This is a genomic window from Nitrospiria bacterium (assembly GCA_035517655.1).
Classification (GTDB): Bacteria; Nitrospirota; Nitrospiria; order JACQBZ01; family JACQBZ01; genus JACQBZ01.
Genome location: DATIYJ010000008.1, coordinates 54,357 through 70,283 on the forward strand (window position 1 = coordinate 54,357; position 15,927 = coordinate 70,283).

General features: G+C 55.9%; 15 protein-coding genes and 1 riboswitch. Of the genes, 11 read left to right on the plus strand and 4 right to left on the minus strand.

Going from position 1 to position 15,927, the window contains the following annotated elements:
* Positions 1 to 80 precede the first annotated feature (80 nt).
* The 4 genes from VLY20_01025 to VLY20_01040 are packed head-to-tail and all read left to right on the plus strand — an operon-like array spanning position 81 to position 4,173.
* Entirely contained in the window at positions 81 to 1,295 is a 1,215-nt protein-coding gene (locus VLY20_01025) for a phosphoglycerate kinase (GenBank protein ID HUK55222.1), read from the plus strand.
* Entirely contained in the window at positions 1,292 to 2,101 is an 810-nt protein-coding gene (tpiA, locus tag VLY20_01030) for a triose-phosphate isomerase (protein ID HUK55223.1), read from the plus strand. The genes VLY20_01025 and tpiA overlap by 4 nt, the downstream gene beginning before the upstream one ends.
* A 27-nt stretch (positions 2,102 to 2,128) precedes the next feature.
* A complete protein-coding gene (secG, locus tag VLY20_01035) occupies positions 2,129 to 2,563 on the plus strand; it encodes a preprotein translocase subunit SecG (GenBank protein ID HUK55224.1) in 435 nt (144 codons plus the stop codon).
* Between the two features lie 38 nt (positions 2,564 to 2,601).
* Positions 2,602 to 4,173 (plus strand): peptide-binding protein, encoded by a 1,572-nt coding sequence (locus VLY20_01040; GenBank protein ID HUK55225.1) that lies wholly within the window; start codon positions 2,602 to 2,604, stop codon positions 4,171 to 4,173.
* A gap of 13 nt (positions 4,174 to 4,186) precedes the next feature.
* Here VLY20_01040 and VLY20_01045 read toward each other — a convergent pair whose 3' ends face one another.
* From VLY20_01045 to VLY20_01060, 4 genes are all read right to left on the minus strand, one after another.
* Positions 4,187 to 6,451 (minus strand): M1 family aminopeptidase, encoded by a 2,265-nt coding sequence (locus VLY20_01045; GenBank protein ID HUK55226.1) that lies wholly within the window; start codon positions 6,449 to 6,451, stop codon positions 4,187 to 4,189.
* A 36-nt stretch (positions 6,452 to 6,487) separates the two neighbouring features.
* Positions 6,488 to 7,243 carry a DUF1499 domain-containing protein gene (locus tag VLY20_01050; protein ID HUK55227.1) on the minus strand — a complete coding sequence of 252 codons (756 nt, stop codon included), beginning with the start codon at positions 7,241 to 7,243 and terminating at the stop codon, positions 6,488 to 6,490.
* 245 nt (positions 7,244 to 7,488) lie between these two features.
* Complete coding sequence (locus VLY20_01055) at positions 7,489 to 8,343, minus strand: ABC transporter permease (protein ID HUK55228.1); 855 nt, start codon at positions 8,341 to 8,343, stop codon at positions 7,489 to 7,491.
* A 6-nt stretch (positions 8,344 to 8,349) separates the two neighbouring features.
* On the minus strand, positions 8,350 to 9,330 hold the full coding sequence (locus VLY20_01060; GenBank protein HUK55229.1) for an ABC transporter permease: 981 nt from the start codon (positions 9,328 to 9,330) through the stop codon (positions 8,350 to 8,352).
* 131 nt (positions 9,331 to 9,461) lie between these two features.
* A riboswitch (TPP riboswitch) is annotated at positions 9,462 to 9,655 on the plus strand.
* 182 nt (positions 9,656 to 9,837) lie between these two features.
* Here VLY20_01060 and thiS point away from each other — a divergent pair.
* From thiS to prcB, 7 genes are all read left to right on the plus strand, one after another.
* Entirely contained in the window at positions 9,838 to 10,041 is a 204-nt protein-coding gene (gene thiS, locus VLY20_01065; protein HUK55230.1) for a sulfur carrier protein ThiS, read from the plus strand.
* 18 nt (positions 10,042 to 10,059) lie between these two features.
* Positions 10,060 to 10,836 (plus strand): thiazole synthase, encoded by a 777-nt coding sequence (locus VLY20_01070; protein ID HUK55231.1) that lies wholly within the window; start codon positions 10,060 to 10,062, stop codon positions 10,834 to 10,836.
* 8 nt (positions 10,837 to 10,844) lie between these two features.
* Positions 10,845 to 11,549 (plus strand): thiamine phosphate synthase, encoded by a 705-nt coding sequence (gene thiE, locus VLY20_01075; GenBank protein ID HUK55232.1) that lies wholly within the window; start codon positions 10,845 to 10,847, stop codon positions 11,547 to 11,549.
* 162 nt (positions 11,550 to 11,711) lie between these two features.
* Positions 11,712 to 13,388, plus strand: a complete 1,677-nt coding sequence (gene arc, locus VLY20_01080; GenBank protein ID HUK55233.1) for a proteasome ATPase — start codon at positions 11,712 to 11,714, stop codon at positions 13,386 to 13,388.
* A 21-nt stretch (positions 13,389 to 13,409) separates the two neighbouring features.
* Positions 13,410 to 14,888 (plus strand): depupylase/deamidase Dop, encoded by a 1,479-nt coding sequence (dop, locus tag VLY20_01085; protein ID HUK55234.1) that lies wholly within the window; start codon positions 13,410 to 13,412, stop codon positions 14,886 to 14,888.
* Positions 14,889 to 14,907: 19 nt separating this feature from the next.
* Positions 14,908 to 15,108 (plus strand): ubiquitin-like protein Pup, encoded by a 201-nt coding sequence (locus VLY20_01090; protein ID HUK55235.1) that lies wholly within the window; start codon positions 14,908 to 14,910, stop codon positions 15,106 to 15,108.
* Positions 15,109 to 15,110: 2 nt separating this feature from the next.
* Entirely contained in the window at positions 15,111 to 15,926 is an 816-nt protein-coding gene (gene prcB, locus VLY20_01095) for a proteasome subunit beta (protein HUK55236.1), read from the plus strand.
* The last annotated feature ends 1 nt before the right edge of the window (position 15,927 follow it).

Genomic DNA, 15,927 nt, shown 5'->3' on the forward strand with positions numbered 1-15,927 from the left:
CGTCCATGAGCGGCCCAGTCCGATTGCATTGACTGCGTTCCCGTCATGAATCAAAACGATGATCGTAGACAGAGGACCCCATGAATATGCACAAAGTGACCATTGAAGATCTGAAGATCAAGAAAAAACGCGTGATCGTCCGGGTGGATTTCAACGTGCCTTTGGACGAGCACCTCAACATTACGGACGACACCCGCATCCGATCGGCGCTGCCTACGATCAATTACGCCATCGACGAAGGGGCGAAAGTCATCCTTTGCTCCCATTTGGGAAGACCCAACGGGAAGATCGATCCCCGGCTGAGCCTTGCGCCTGTCGTGAAGCGTCTCCAGCGATTGCTGGGGAAAGAGGTGGCCTTTGCCCCGGATTGCATCGGTCCGCAGGTCGAGAAGATGGTCAACCAAATGAAGTCGGGAGACGTCCTCCTCTTGGAGAATCTCCGTTTCCATCCCGGAGAACAGAAAAACGATGAAGCCTTTTCAAAGGCGCTGGCCCGTTTGGCCGATGTGTATGTCAACGATGCCTTCGGGACCGCCCACCGAAACCACGCCTCCGTGACCGGAGTCTCAAAATTCGTTCCCCAATCCGCGGCCGGCTTTCTGATGAAGAAAGAGATCGATTATCTGGAGGGGGCCATGGCGAATCCCGCCCGCCCGTTTGCGGCGATTCTCGGCGGGGCCAAGGTGTCGGGAAAACTGGGCGTCGTCGAGAACCTGGGGAAAAAAGTGGACAAGGTGATCATCGGCGGGGGAATGGCCTTCACGTTTTACAAAGCCCTGGGTTATGAAGTCGGGAACTCCCTGGTCGAGGACGGCATGCTTCAGATGGCGATGGATATCCGAAACCACGCGCGGGCCCGCGGGGTGAAGTTCTACCTCCCGGTCGACTGCGTCGTGGCGCAGAGCCGGGACCCCAGCGCGGAAACGAAGATCGTCCCGATGCAGGAAATCCCCAAGGACTGGATGGCGCTGGACATCGGTCCGGCTTCCGTAAAATTATTCACGGAAGCCTTGGCCAATGCGAAAACGATTCTTTGGAACGGCCCGATGGGGCTCTTTGAGATGGATGCGTACTCCCGTGGAACGTTCGCCGTAGCGCACGCGGTGGCCAATGCGTATGCCCTGACGATCGTGGGCGGGGCGGATACGGCGCTGGCCGTTCATCGTGCGGGCGAGTCAGAAAACATGTCGTTTATCTCCACCGGCGGCGGCGCGGCGCTGCAGCTGCTGGAGGGCAAAGAACTTCCCGGGCTGGCCGTTTTGCCCGGCCGCGCCGAGCAACTCCAGCGGGTGTGACCGTCAAGACGACATCCTTTCGAAGACGGCCGATCGCGATCGGGAATTGGAAGATGCAGATGTCCCTGACCGAATCGACGGCGGTCGCGCGGCAACTGGTCAAGCAGTTAGGCGATAGACGGAATGTCGAGATTGTGATCGCGCCGAGTTACACGGCCCTTCAAGCCGTCGGCGAGGTTCTAACAGGGACCGACCTTCTGTTGGCGGCGCAGAACGTTCACTGGGATGACCGGGGGGCCTACACCGGTGAAGTTTCGGCGGTCCAGCTCAAAGAGGCCGGTTGCCGATTCGTGTTGATCGGCCATTCCGAACGGCGCACCCTCTTCGGCGAAACCGACGAAATGGTGGGACGAAAACGAGTTGCCGCGTTGAAACAGGGATTAAACGCCGTTGTTTGCGTGGGAGAAACGTCGGACCAGCGCCGGGCGGCTCAGACGGCATCCGTTGTGACGGCCCAGATCGGGAAGGGCCTTGAGGGTGCGACCGAAGGATCGCTCGATCGGCTGTTGATCGCGTACGAGCCGATCTGGGCGATCGGAACCGGTCAGGTGGCGACCGTAGTCCAGATTTCGGAAGTCCATGCATTAATCCGTCGAGAACTGGCCAAAATACTCGGGACGGATTCGGCTGAGGCGGTCCGGGTGATTTACGGAGGTAGCGTGACGACGGTGAATATCGCGGATCTGGCGATGATCGAACATCTGGACGGTGTGCTGGTCGGCGGGGCGTCGCTGAAGGCGGATGGATTTGCGGCCATCGTCAAGACACTGGAAAAAATAAAAAGCGAAATCAAAACGGATCGTTAAATAATACATTAGGGGGAGAAGAGGAAAATGTATGTTTTGTTAATCATCCTGCATGTGATCGTCAGCTTTATTATGGTCAGCGTGATCTTGCTTCAAGCGGGAAAGGGAGCCGAGATCGGCGCCTCATTCGGAGGATCGAGCCAGACCGTCTTCGGCAGCCGCGGACCGGGCACGTTTTTAAGCAAGCTGACCGTGTCGGCCGCCGTCATCTTTATGCTCACCTCGTTGAGCCTGTCCGTGTTGTCCAAGGGACGTTTCTTATCCACCAGCGTGTTGGATCTCAAAAAGGCCCCGCCGGCTGCGGAAGCGCCCGCGCCGCCTGCCGCGAACGGGGGAGCCGCTCCATCGGCAACGGCACCGGCGAATCCGGCGGAAGGACAGTCGACGGCTCCGGTCAACACCCCCGCGGTTCCAGCCACGCCCGCGCCGACGCAGGAAACTCCGCCCAAAACGGCTCCATGACCGGTACGACAATGACTCGGACGATCCTTGTTGTAATTATGGCTGCAGTGTCTTGCCTGTTTCCCGTCATCGTTCACGCGGGAGAACCGGAGAAACCGGACGCGATCACGGTGGGCTCCATCGGGGACGCCCAGCGGCTGATTCCGATGCTGGCGTCGGACTCGGCCTCCGGGGACATCAGCGGGTGGATCTTCAACGGGTTGGTGAAGTATGACAAGAACATCAACCTGGTGGCAGATCTGGCCGAATCATTTTCCGCATCGCCGGATTGTCGAAAGGTCACCTTCAAGCTTCGCAAGGGGGTGAAGTGGCAGGACGGTCAGGAATTCACGGCGGCCGACGTTCTCTTTACGTACCAAAAAGCAATCGACCCCAAAGTGGCCACGCCCTACAGCGGCGACTTTGAACGGATTGAAAAGATAACCGCGCCGGATCCGTATACCGTTTTGGTTACCTACAAAGAACCCTTCGCGCCGGGTCTGGCCAGTTGGGGCATGGGGATCATCCCGAAGCATCTTCTGGAAAACACGGATCTCAACACGACCGATTTTAATCGCAAGCCGATCGGCACCGGACCCTATCGCATGAAAGAATGGGTCACCGGACAGAAAATCGTTCTGGACGCGAACAGCACCTATTTCGAAGGCCCGCCGCATATCGAGGAATACATCTATCGAATCATCCCGGATAATGCGACGATGTTCTTGGAATTAAAGGCCGGCGGACTGGACTTTATGGGATTGAGTCCGCTGCAGTATCAGCGGCAGACCGATACGACCTATTTTAAGCACTATTTTAATAAATACCGTTATCCGGCGTTTGCCTATACTTACCTGGGTTACAATCTTTTGGATCCTCGTTTTCAAGATAAACGGGTCCGTCAGGCGATTGCGTATGCGATTAACAAACAGTCCGTCATTGACGGAGTTTTGTTCGGTCTCGGCCGGCCTGCAACCCAGCCGGTGCCCCCGGAGTCTTGGGCCTACAACTCCGATGTGCCGAAGTTCGAGTACAACCCCGAAAAAGCCAAACAGCTCCTGGCGGAGGCCGGTTGGAAGGACACCGACAACGACGGGATTCTGGACAAGGACGGCAAACCGTTTCAATTTACCATCCTGACGAACCAAGGGAATGACGAACGCCGGAAGACGGCCGAGATCATTCAACAAGACCTGCGGAAGGTCGGAATCCAGGTCGAGGTCCGCGTCCTGGAATGGCAGGCCTTTCTCCACCAGTTCATTGATAAGAAAAAGTTCGAAGCGATTATTCTGGGATGGTCCTTGGGCCGGGATCCGGATGCCTATGACGTCTGGCATTCCAGTAAGACCAAGGAAGGGGAATTTAATTTTGTTTCGTACAACAATCCGGAAGTTGATCGACTGTTGCTGGCCGGCCGGAATACCTGCGATCAGGCTCAGCGGAAAAAAATTTACAGCAAAGTTCACGCGCTGATTGCGGAGGATCAACCCTACACTTTTTTATACTATCCGGACTCCCTTCCCATTCTTCAAAAGCGGTTCAAGAATGTTACTCCGTCACCCATCGGCATCTGGTATAACTTTCCGACCGAATGGCACGTGCCGAAAAACAAGACCGAGTGGTATCGATGAGGAACCCATCCGGTCACGGATGTTGATCCGGAACGGCGGTCGGCAGCAACGCGGGCTCGGCCAGCGGACGGCGGGGTTCGAGCTTTGCGCGGGGGACTTGGATCACTTGGCCGTCCGGTTGCGTCACGGCCATCGAGAGGGGAGAGTTCGGCACCGTCCACCGGCCTTTGAGGATGTTCGTCGGCTCATCGCCTTCAAAGACCAAATAGCTGTAGGAACCGTAATGCGGCAGCTTGCGCGCCAGACCGGCCAGGGCCGTCATGGAATCGGCCGCGACCCAGGCCAGCGCCGCATCCGCGTTTTGATGTCTACGTCCTGTGAGAACAATCGCGTGGTCGTTCCGTCCGACCTTCGTTGGCCCGATTTGAAGATTATTTTGCATGAACGATAGATCCTGTCCCGCCAGGGCCGTTTTAATGTTCGGCAAAAACCGATTCTCCCATCCCAGAATCCATACCGCGCGGTCGAGAGGCAGCGCTCGAACCTCGTTGTCCGACTTGATCTCGATCGAACCGGAACCTGACGGCCGCCCGAAGGCCGAAATCGACTCGGCAAACTGCCGGTAACCGCGACGGACGGTTTCATCGGCGTCGGCCGGGATCAAGAACAACGTTTTCTCGGCCCCGAACGGCTGCGACAGAGCCGGGGGCAGTTCGTCGCGACTCAGCCGACGGAACAGGTCGAATTCCGGATCGATATCCAGGCGCAGGGGGCGGCCCAGAACAATCAGGGCGACCCCGGTGCGCTTGTCGTCCATTTTAACCGTGGTCTGGTACGCCTCTTCCCGGCCTTCGAGCGTCACCGCGATGGGGACCCGCAAGCGGAAAGCCGGACCGGGTTGCGTTTGTTCAAGAATCGCCGTGACGAGATATCCGTTTCCGCGGGCTTGGGCCTGGGCGCCGCTCAGCCGCAAGACCGGCGCTCCCGTCCGTCCGATCCATTGGGCGAATTCGTTTTTCAGATCCTCCCTGGCAACCGCGGCAAAGGCCGCGCGCAGGTCGTCGAAGGTCGCCCGGCGAAATCGATTTTCACGATAGAAAGTCCTCAACGCGTTTACAAACGCCTCATCCCCCAGCTGGCTTCGGAGCATATGAAAGAACATCATTGTCTTGCCGTAGCCGACGGCCTCCTCGGCCGGACTGTGTCGCGCGCGGAACTCCGATACCGGAAAGTCCTTTCGTCCGGCGACGTAATCGGCGTATTTCTGGAGGACCGTACGTCGGTATTCCGATGCGGTTTCCCGTTGTTCCTGCATGAGATGGTCGGCCATATACGTCGTCAATCCTTCGCTCCAGTTTCCCTTCGCATAATTTACGAAGACACCGTTGCCCCACCAATTATGCAGGATTTCGTGAGGGTACGACGAACGCAATATAAAAGGAAGGCGTATGACGGCCGATCCCAGAAGCGTTAAGGAAGGCAGACCGTAGCCCGTCTCACGGAAATTCTCGATCAAGGCGAATTTCCTGTAGGGATACGGTCCGAGAAGTTTCTCGTACATTTTCAGGAAGGAGTCTCCGTCGTCCAGGTAACGGTTGGCCAGTTCTTCGTCGGGTGTCCGCAGAAAGGCCATGACCTGGATGGACCCGGCCGTGCGGTCGTACTCAATCAACGGTCCGCCGATCAGTAAAATCTCCTCCTGCGGCTGGAAAGATTCCCATCGGGTCTCGCTCTTCCCGGCTTTCCGTTCATGCCGTGTCCGTTCGCCCTCGCTGACCGATTCCCACGGCTCCGGCAGTTCGACATCCAACGAAAAAATGACGGGGTCGTCGTTGAACCATGGATACCATCGAGCCGGGCCTGCTAGAAAGATCCCCTCCTGGGAGACGATCCCCGAGTCGAGACCGGAATCGGGGTCCGGATTTCCCGAATCGATCGGTGGTTGGAACCGCCCTTGATATTTGACGACGAAGTTCTGGAGGCCGGGAGGGAGTGTAATGGTATAACGCTCGGCCGAGGCCTGCGCATCATCCGGGGTGGGTTGTTTCTTGGGTCGTTTCGGATTCGATTCCCGGCTCAACCGGACGCCGGCCGTCGGCGATACCGGCTGAAGTCCGCCGCGAAGCGAAAAACGCAACGTCCTTCCCGGTCCGATGAAAAAGGATTCAGGAACCTGGATCCTATCTTCCACCTGGAGCCGATTCTCCTCCGGCTGCAGGACGACCTTCAACTCATGTCGGACCAGCTCTTGGGCATTCAGCCCGGCGGGGAAGCCGGCGACGATCAGGAGGACCGCCCCGGCCCACGGACGTTTTAGAAAATTAGGCATCGGTTTCATACGCTTGATCCGTTTGGGCTCGACCGCGGCCCGTTGTTATTTCCTTGAGGCCAGCGCGTGCAGGTAATTTTGAATCCTCCTGGCGTTTGTGCCGACATCGCTTAGACCGACACGCGAAACCGAGCGGACGTCGATGCGGCTGCCGTTTCCGGCCGGCCGGACGCGGACGACGATGTCGTCTTTAAAGCCGAACCAGAAGGTGGTGTCGGTCGCTTCGATGCGCCCTTCGGACGGTCTCGAATCGATAACCTGCCAATCCATGTCGCGAGCGGTCGCGAGGGCTCGTTCAAAAGCGGGTGCGGTCGGGATCGGGAGGATCAACGGGCCCAGGTTCGGGTATCCAACTCGCTGTTGCGCGGCGATCTTAGGACCACCGTACGCCGCCGGGTTGGGGGCGTTGGAGCGAAGCCGTAGGATCGCAACGAAGGCCGGCGGGTCCTGTGTGTCGGTCGTAATATCGTGAATGGGGGGTACATGTTGCGCCGTCTGCTTCCATGACCACAAGACGCCAACAACAAAAAGCGCGATGATGAGGCCCGCAACAGCCGGAGCGAATCCTCGACGCGGAGTTCCAGACCACGCACCGACGGCTGCGACGACTGAAACCGCCGCGGCGGCCAAACCGATGTAGCCTCCCCATTGCAGCATGGTGAAGCCGGTTCGAAAATTCCACCAGCTCCAGCGGCTGCCGAAACCGGCCAGCATGACCGTGCCGGCCGTTACGACGGCGAGGCCGAAGCCGACGAGCGGCAAGATTGCAACGCTACGGTTTCGGGTTGCGGGGTCGTTCATGATGGGCTCGGAATGATGGTTGTCCCTCCGTCCTCCCGGGATCTCTTTGGATCAACGGCCCGACCTTTCAGATTCTCTGACGGTGCAATCAAGAAGCATGACAGATTGAACCCCGAGACACCGCCCACTATATATTAATGATAGGAATTTCATTTTAATCCCGATCAGGGGATCAATGTCAATCGCCATTCATCATCGCTGTCCATGGCCCTTTTCATGGCGGGCAGCCGTAATTCACACCTTTATTACTCCTTAAGTCTCGGATTCAAGGCATCTTGGAGGCCTTCCCCGAGCAGGTTGTAGCCCAGGACGGTGATCAGAATGGCGAGACCGGGAAAGAGGGTAAGCCACCAGGCAATATCGATCATATCTTTTCCGGAAGTGATAATATTCCCCCAGCTCGGCGTCGGCGGTTGGACACCGAGACCCAGGAAGCTCAAGGAGGATTCGACGAGGATGGCTCCCGCGACGCCCAGCACGGCCGAGACATAAACCGGGGACATCGCGTTGGGAAGAATGTGAAAAAAAATGATCCTCCAATCTTTCGCGCCTAGCGCCCGCGCCGCTCTGACATAGTCCACCTCTTTTAAGGCCAGGAATTCTCCGCGCACAAAACGGGCCACGCCCATCCAACTTGTGGCTCCGATGATGATCATGACGTTCCAGATATTCGGTCCGACGAAGGCGATTACGGCTAAAATGAGGAAGAATGTCGGTACGGAAAGCATGATGTCTACGAGTTGCATGAGAATATCGTCGGGCCAGCCGCCGTAGTAACCCGCGACGGCGCCGATGAGAGTGCCGATCCCGATCAAGATTCCGACCGCGACGAATCCTACCACCAGCGAGATCCGCGAACCCCAGATCATCCGGCTTAAGACGTCTCGTCCCAAGTCGTCGGTTCCAAGGGGATGGGAGGGAGTCGGCCCGACTAAAATCATTTTCACATCAATATAGGCTGGATCGTAAGGCGACAGAATGGGGGCCAGGAGTGCGATGATCAAGACGGACAGAACGATTAGAGAGCCCGCAAGGGCGGGCCGATTTCTCCTGAATCGTCTCCAGAATTGTTCCCATGTTGACTGTTGCTTTGTCGCCATCTGGTTTTACCGTGTTCGATGGAGCCGAACGGTAGGATTGGCAATCGCATAAAAAACATCGGCCATGAAATTTCCGATCAGCGTTAAGACGGTTCCGATCATAATAATGCCCATGATCGTCGGATAGTCCCGCGACATAACCGACTGATAGAACAGAAGGCCCATTCCTTGGATCGCGTAGATCGACTCGAAGATCACGCTTCCACCGATCAGTCCGGGGACCGAGAGGCCGAGGATGGTAATAATCGGGATCAAGGCGTTTCGAAGGGCGTGTTTATAGACCACAACCGGCTCGCTCAGGCCTTTCGCCCGTGCCGTTCGAATATAGTCCTGCCGAACAACCTCCACCATCTCCGCGCGAGCATAGCGGGAAATTCCGGCCAGACCTCCGAAAGCCGAAACGAAAACGGGCAGGAGCAGATGCTTCATCCAGTCCGACAGCCGTTCCGTAAATGCCATGCCACTGACATCGAGCGATTGATATCCGGAAATCGGAAGCCACCCTAAAACGATCCCGAAGAGGATCATCAGCAACAGGGCCAGCCAAAACGTGGGAATCGCGAAACCGATAAAGACGAAAACCGTGGTGGCTTTGTCAAAAGAAGTGTAGGGATGCGTGGCCGAGAAGATCCCGATCGGCAAGGCGATCATGAAGATCAAGATCAACGATAAGAGATTGATGACGATGGTGATCGGCATCCGTCCCATGATCTTGGTGGCGACCTTCTGGCCGTCCACAAACGAGGTGCCGAAATCCAACGCCACGACCCGTTTGACCCACCGAAGGTATTGGATATGCAGCGGCTGATTCAAGCCGTAGAGCTTACGCAGATTTTCTTTCGCCTCGGCCGAGACCCGTGGGTTCAACGTGGTCTGAAGATCGGTGGGCTCTCCTGGTGCGAGATGCATCATTCCGAAGGCGAGAATGGTAACCCCGACCAGCGAGATGAAAAACCGAAAAAGCCGGTACCCCAGAAATGAGAGCAAACTGGACTCCTGCTACGGCGATGAATTCGAGGAGGGATGGTAGCAAAAGGCTCGTCGGAAAGTCAAACCGTACTTGGAACCGTGACGACCCGAAAGTGGTATTGACAAGGTCTTTGAGGCTCATGTATGATGAAAATTGCTAGGGGTGCTCGACCGGATCCGAAGCAAGGTCGGGCTGAGAGCTTGGATGTATCTGTTGAGTGTGAAGTGTTCAGTTGAGTATTGAGACAGACCACTTAGCACTTTTCACTGAACAGAAGTCTACGGGCAACCCTGTGAACCTGATCCCGATAATACGGGCGGAGGGAAGCGGCAGCATGCCGAGGTTGGAGCGGAGCTGAAGAACCTGATGTCGAAGGGGTTCAGATCTTCTTCAATATGAGATTCGGCATCATAAGACCCCACGAGGTGAGCCGTACTTTCTGACTAAGTACGGTTTTTTTATTTTGAGTCGTGACACCGGTTCACAGTATTGCCGTGACTGGCACGGGACATCGGGAGTCACCGGTGATTCAGTTGGTTGTGAATGGAGAGCGACGGGAGATCGAGCAGAATGCCACGGTGGCGCATTTGCTTGAGAGACTTGGAACGCCCTTGGAACGGGTAGCGGTTGAGCTAAATCTTCGGATTTTGGATAAACAGGACTACGCCACCACGGTTTTAAACGACGGGGATCGGTTGGAGATCATTAATTTCGTCGGCGGCGGCTAACGGAGGAGTCGGACGTTCATGAAAGAAGATTTATTGACGATTGGAGACGTTCAGTTGAAATCCCGTCTGATCGTCGGCACGGGCAAATACAAGGATTTTGACCAAACTCGACGGGCGATCGAGATGTCCGGCGCGGATATGGTCACGGTGGCCGTTCGCCGCGTGAATATCATTGACCGGGACAAGGAAAACCTTCTCGACTATGTTGATCCTCAGAAATACAAGATCCTGCCCAACACGGCCGGTTGCTATACCGTGGATGAGGCCGTTCGTACCGCGCGGCTCGCCCGCGCCGCGGGTATCACCCATTTAGTCAAGTTGGAGGTGATCGGGGATCAAAAGACATTATTTCCGGATACGGCCGGTTTGATCGAGGCGGCAAAGATTCTGGTCAAGGAAGGATTCGTCGTCCTTCCTTATACGAATGATGATCCCATTGTGGCCAAAAAATTGGAGGACATCGGCTGTGCCTGTGTCATGCCGCTGGCGGCGCCGATCGGATCGGGATTGGGGATTCGCAACCCGTATAATATTCAGATCATTCGGGAGACGGTGAGAATCCCCGTGATCGTTGATGCCGGCGTGGGGACGGCGTCCGATGCCGCGATCGCGATGGAGATGGGATGCGACGGCGTCTTGATGAACACCGGGATCGCGGGGGCGCAGGACCCGATCGCGATGGCTGAAGCGATGAAGTACGCGGTTTGGGCCGGTCGTTTGGCCAACCGGGCGGGTCGGATCCCCAAGAAACTGTATGCCAATGCCAGCAGCCCCGTCCAGGGGATGATTGAGTAGAGGGTTGAATGAGTCATCGGATTGATTTTGATCTCTGTCTCATCACGGATCGGCACCAAACCGGCGGCCGTCCGTTGGATGAGGTGGTAGAAGAAGCCCTGTCGGGGGGGGTTCGGGCTGTTCAGCTTCGAGAGAAGGATCTTTCGACGAGAGAATTGCTTCGGTGGGCTGAAAAATTGCGGTCGCTGACGGCCCGATTCGGCGCACGGTTTCTAATAAATGATCGGTTGGATGTCTGTCTGGCCGTTGGAGCGGACGGCGTTCATCTCCGGGCTGACAGCCTGCCGGTTTCGGCCGTTCGAAAAATCCTGGGTCCGGAGCGCCTTATCGGACAATCCACGCACGCGGTTTCAGAGGTGATCGAGGCGCAACGGGAGGGTGCCGATTTCGTCGTCTTGGGACCGATTTATGATACCCCTTCCAAGCGGTCGATGGGTCGCCCCCCTTTAGGGTTGTCGGTGATCCGGTCCGCGGCTGCCCGGGTCGCCGTTCCGGTTTTTGCGATCGGCGGAATACGATTCGAACGAATTTCGGACGTGATTCAGAACTGCGGCCAAGGCGTGGCGGTGATTTCGGCCCTTCTCCGGGCTCCGAACCCGCGAGAAGCGGCGGCGGAAATGCTGCACGAATTAAAATCGCAGCGGTCTTCAACGATGGTTTCGTCGGTTGACGGAATTCGGATGAGGGCTATTGACCGTAGTTGGGTTCGGTGATAGAATAAAAATCAACGAGCCCATTGGATGGCGATGCGACCACTCTCCTTGTTGAGTTGAGAAAAGGCAATGGGGGAAACCAAAAAAGGCTCTGGAAGGTTTCACTCCTTGCGTAATACCGTGAAGCGTCTCACGGATCGGTTGTCGGAGAACGAGCCTGCCATGAATAAACACATCGAAGAATACGAGCGAGAGCTTGATAAACTGCATGTCCAGGTTAGATCGATGGAGGAGGAGTTGCGTCAACTCCGCCTTTCCCGGTCGCAGCTCGAACAAGCCCACAAACAGAATGAAAAGTTAGCCGCGACTCTGCACGACGCCAAAGCCCAGATCGAGGCCTTGCGGGCGGAAGTGGAAAAGTTGACCGCGCCGCCCTCCAGCTACGGAATCTTTTCCGGCGGAAACGAGGACGGCACCGTCAATATCTACATCTCGGGACGCAAGATGAAGGTCAATCTTCATCCCTCCATTAGAAGCAAGGACCTCCGAAAAGGTCAAGAGCTTGTTCTGAACGAAGCCCTGAACGTGGTGGAGGTAAAGGGGTTCGACGGTCAGGGTGAAGTCGTTCGCCTCAAGGACCTCCTAGGCAATAAGCGGGCCATCGTGACGCTCCACGCCGATGAAGAGCGGGTGGCTGAATTGGCCGAGCCGCTTCTTCACGAGAAACTCAGCGTTGGGGATGATCTTCTTTTGGACGCGCGATCCGGTTATCTGCTCGAAAAACTTCCCAAGTCCGAAGTGGGCGAATTGGTGCTGGAAGAGGTGCCGGACGTCAGTTACGATAATATCGGCGGTCTGGAAGAGCAGATCGAGACGATCAAGGACGCCGTCGAGCTCCCGTTCTTGCATCCCGATCTTTTTGCCCGGCATAAACTGCTTCCCCCCAAGGGCATTCTCCTTTACGGACCTCCCGGCTGCGGGAAAACATTGATCGCGAAGGCCGTGGCCAACTCGATCGCGAAGAAGCTGGCCCATGTGACGGGTAAGGATGTGCGCAGTTTCTTCCTGCACGTGAAGGGTCCGGAGCTTCTGAACAAGTATGTGGGCGAGAGCGAGCGTCAAATCCGCGAGGTGTTTAAAAAAGCCAAGGAAAAAGCCGAAGAAGGGATGCCGGTGATCGTCTTCTTCGACGAGATGGATGCCCTCTTCCGGACGCGGGGGACCGGTATTTCGTCCGACATCGAATCCACCATTGTGCCACAGTTTCTTTCCGAGATTGACGGCGTCGAGCGGCTCCGGAATGTGATCGTGATCGGCGCCAGTAATCGGCAGGACTTGATCGATCCCGCGATTCTCCGCCCAGGCCGGCTGGATGTAAAGATCCGCATTGATCGGCCCGACAAACGGGCCGCGAAGGCGGTTTTCTCGAAATACCTGCTGACGGATTTGCCATACGATGCGAATGAGCTGGCCAAAGACGGCGAGAACACGGCGGCCACGATCGAGCGGTTGATACAGCAGACGGTGGAACAGATGTACAGCCAGAGTGAAGAGAACAAGTTTCTGGAGGTCACTTACGCCAACGGCGAAAAGGAGATGCTCTATTTTAAGGATTTCGTCAGTGGGGCGTTGATTGAAGGCGTCGTTTCCCGAGCGAAGAAATACGCCATCAAGCGCACCATCGCGACGGGCCAGGTCGGGGTTCGGGGTGATGACCTCCTCCAAGCGATGCGGGATGAATTCAAAGAACATGAAGACCTTCCCAACACCACACAGCCGGATGATTGGGCCAAGATTGCCGGCAAGAAAGGTGAAAAGATCGTCCATGTCCGAACCATGGGAGCCAAAAAGAATGAACCGAGGCAGATCGAGACGATCTCAACCGGCCACTACCTCTGATCGATTCGATCGGCGCCGTGTATGATCAAACGTATCCTCGGAACAGAAACCGAATTCGGGATAGCGACACATAATCCCGAAGCCCTCGATCCTGTTTCCACGTCTCTCCTGCTGATCAATAATTATCCTCATCTTCCGTCGACCCGTGTCCTCTGGGATTATGAACACGAGAATCCCTTGTTGGATGTCCGGGGATTTGAGATCGAGGGGGAACGGGAGCGGCCCGGTCCGGATTACAACCGCCTTCTCAATAAGGTGCTGGCCAACGGGGGGCGACTTTATGTGGACGGCGCCCATCCCGAGTATTCGACTCCCGAATGCACGAACCCTCGGGACGTGTTGATTTATGAGAAGACCGGCGATCGAATCCTGAGTCAGTGCTGTGAACACGCCAGCCGGATCAACGAGCAGGACAAGATCGTCCTCTATCGCAACAATACCGATGGTAAAGGCAACAGTTACGGATATCATGAAAATTATTTGGTCGATCGGACGGTGCCTTTTGAATGGCTGATGAAGCATTTAATCCCTTTTTTTGTGACTCGGCAGATTTACGCCGGATCCGGAAAGGTCGGCGCCGAGAATCGAATGCCTCCGGTCCCATACCAGATATCCCAGCGGGCGGATTTCTTCGAAACCGTCGTGGATCTCAACACCATGGTCAAGCGGCCGATTATCAACACACGCGATGAGCCCCATGCCGATGCGGTTAAATACCGCCGCTTGCACGTCATCGTCGGGGACGCGAACATGGCGGAATACTCCACCTACATCAAACTCGGGGCGACGGCCATTTTATTGACCCTAATTGAAGAGAAGTGGCCGTTGCCGGAGCTCGAACTGGAGGATCCGGTTCGTTCCATCAAAGATGTGTCGCGCGATATTAGTTTAAAGGCAACGATTCGGTTATCGGATGGTCGGAAGTTCACGGCGGTTGAAATTCAACGTCTCTATCTTGAAGCGGCCCATCGTTTCTTTGAGAAACATGAGTTGGATCAAACGACGCGGGATGTCTTGAAGAAGTGGGAAGAGATTCTAGACCGGCTTGAAGAAGATCCCATGCAGCTTTCCCGACAGATTGATTGGGTAATCAAACTGAAATTGATTCAGTCGTATATGGAAAGAAAAAAGTGCGGATGGGGGGATTCTCGACTGGCAATGATGGATCTCCAATATCACGACCTTCGTCCTGAAAAAGGACTTTACTCCTCCATGGAGAAGGACCATTACGTGGACCGTATCACCACGGACCGAGAGATTGAACAGGCTGAGCAGAATCCACCGCCGGACACTCGGGCCTATTTCCGAGGAAGTTGCCTGAAGAAGTTTCCCAAGGACGTGTATGCGGCCAGCTGGAGCTCGATCCTTTTTGACGTTGGAAATACGACCATCAAAAAGGTTCCCTTAATGGAACCGCTGCGCGGAACAGAAAGTCTGACCCGGACGTTGTTAGAGTCCGCTCAGTCCGTCGAGGAAGTCCTGGGCCGCCTGAGCATGTAAAGTAAGGGGGTGAGCAACCTTGTCCAAGCAGGAACACAAAACAGACCGAAAAAAAGAATCCGGTAAAAAGGAAGACGAAACGGGGGCCAGTTCAAAGAGCGCCGAGAAGGGGAAAAAGATCAAGGAGGACCTCGATAAGCTCATGGATAAAATCGACGACGTGCTGGAGGAAAACGCGGAAGAGTTCGTCAAGAACTACGTCCAAAAGGGTGGAGAGTAAGGGTGGATTTCAAATTCAAAGGTTCGTTTCAAGATCCGGGACCCAGTTTTTATGACTGGGTTTCGTCCCGCCAGCCTGACGCACTGCCGGGTGTCCGTAAAGACACGGTGGGAGGCGGGAGCGATCGGCCTCCGTCTGCGATGGTGGTGCACGGGACGACCGTCCTGGCCTTGAAGTATCGGGACGGGGTGATCATCGCCGGGGATCGCATGGCGACGGAAGGCTACCAGGTGTCGGCTCGCCGAATTGAAAAAGTCTATAAGGTAGATGAGCATTCCGCAATCGCCATTGCCGGTGCCGCCGGACCCTGTATTGAACTGGCCCGGCTGTTTCAAACCGAATTGGAACATTACGAAAAATTGGAAGGTACGGAGTTATCGACGGATGGAAAGGCCAATAAACTGGCCCAGATGGTGAAAGGCAATCTCCCGATGGCTTTCCAGGGTTTGATTGTTATCCCGATATTCGTCGGCTACGATCTGAAGCGGAACGAGGGGCGGATTTTTAAATATGATATTACCGGTGGGCGGTATGAAGAGACCGACTATTTTTCGACCGGTTCCGGCGGAAAGGACGCCCGAACGACGATGAAGAAAATGTATCAATCCGATATGGCCGAAAATGAAGCGGTTCGGACGGCCTTGGTGGCTTTATACGATGCGGCGGAGGAAGATATCGGCACCGGAGGACCGGATTTGGTTCGGGGTATTTATCCGACCGTAAAGACGGTGACGGTCAAAGGCGTCATCGATATCGACGGGAACCAAATCCGCCAAACCTATGAGCAGCTGATCGAGAACCGGAAGCGAGGAGCCTGAA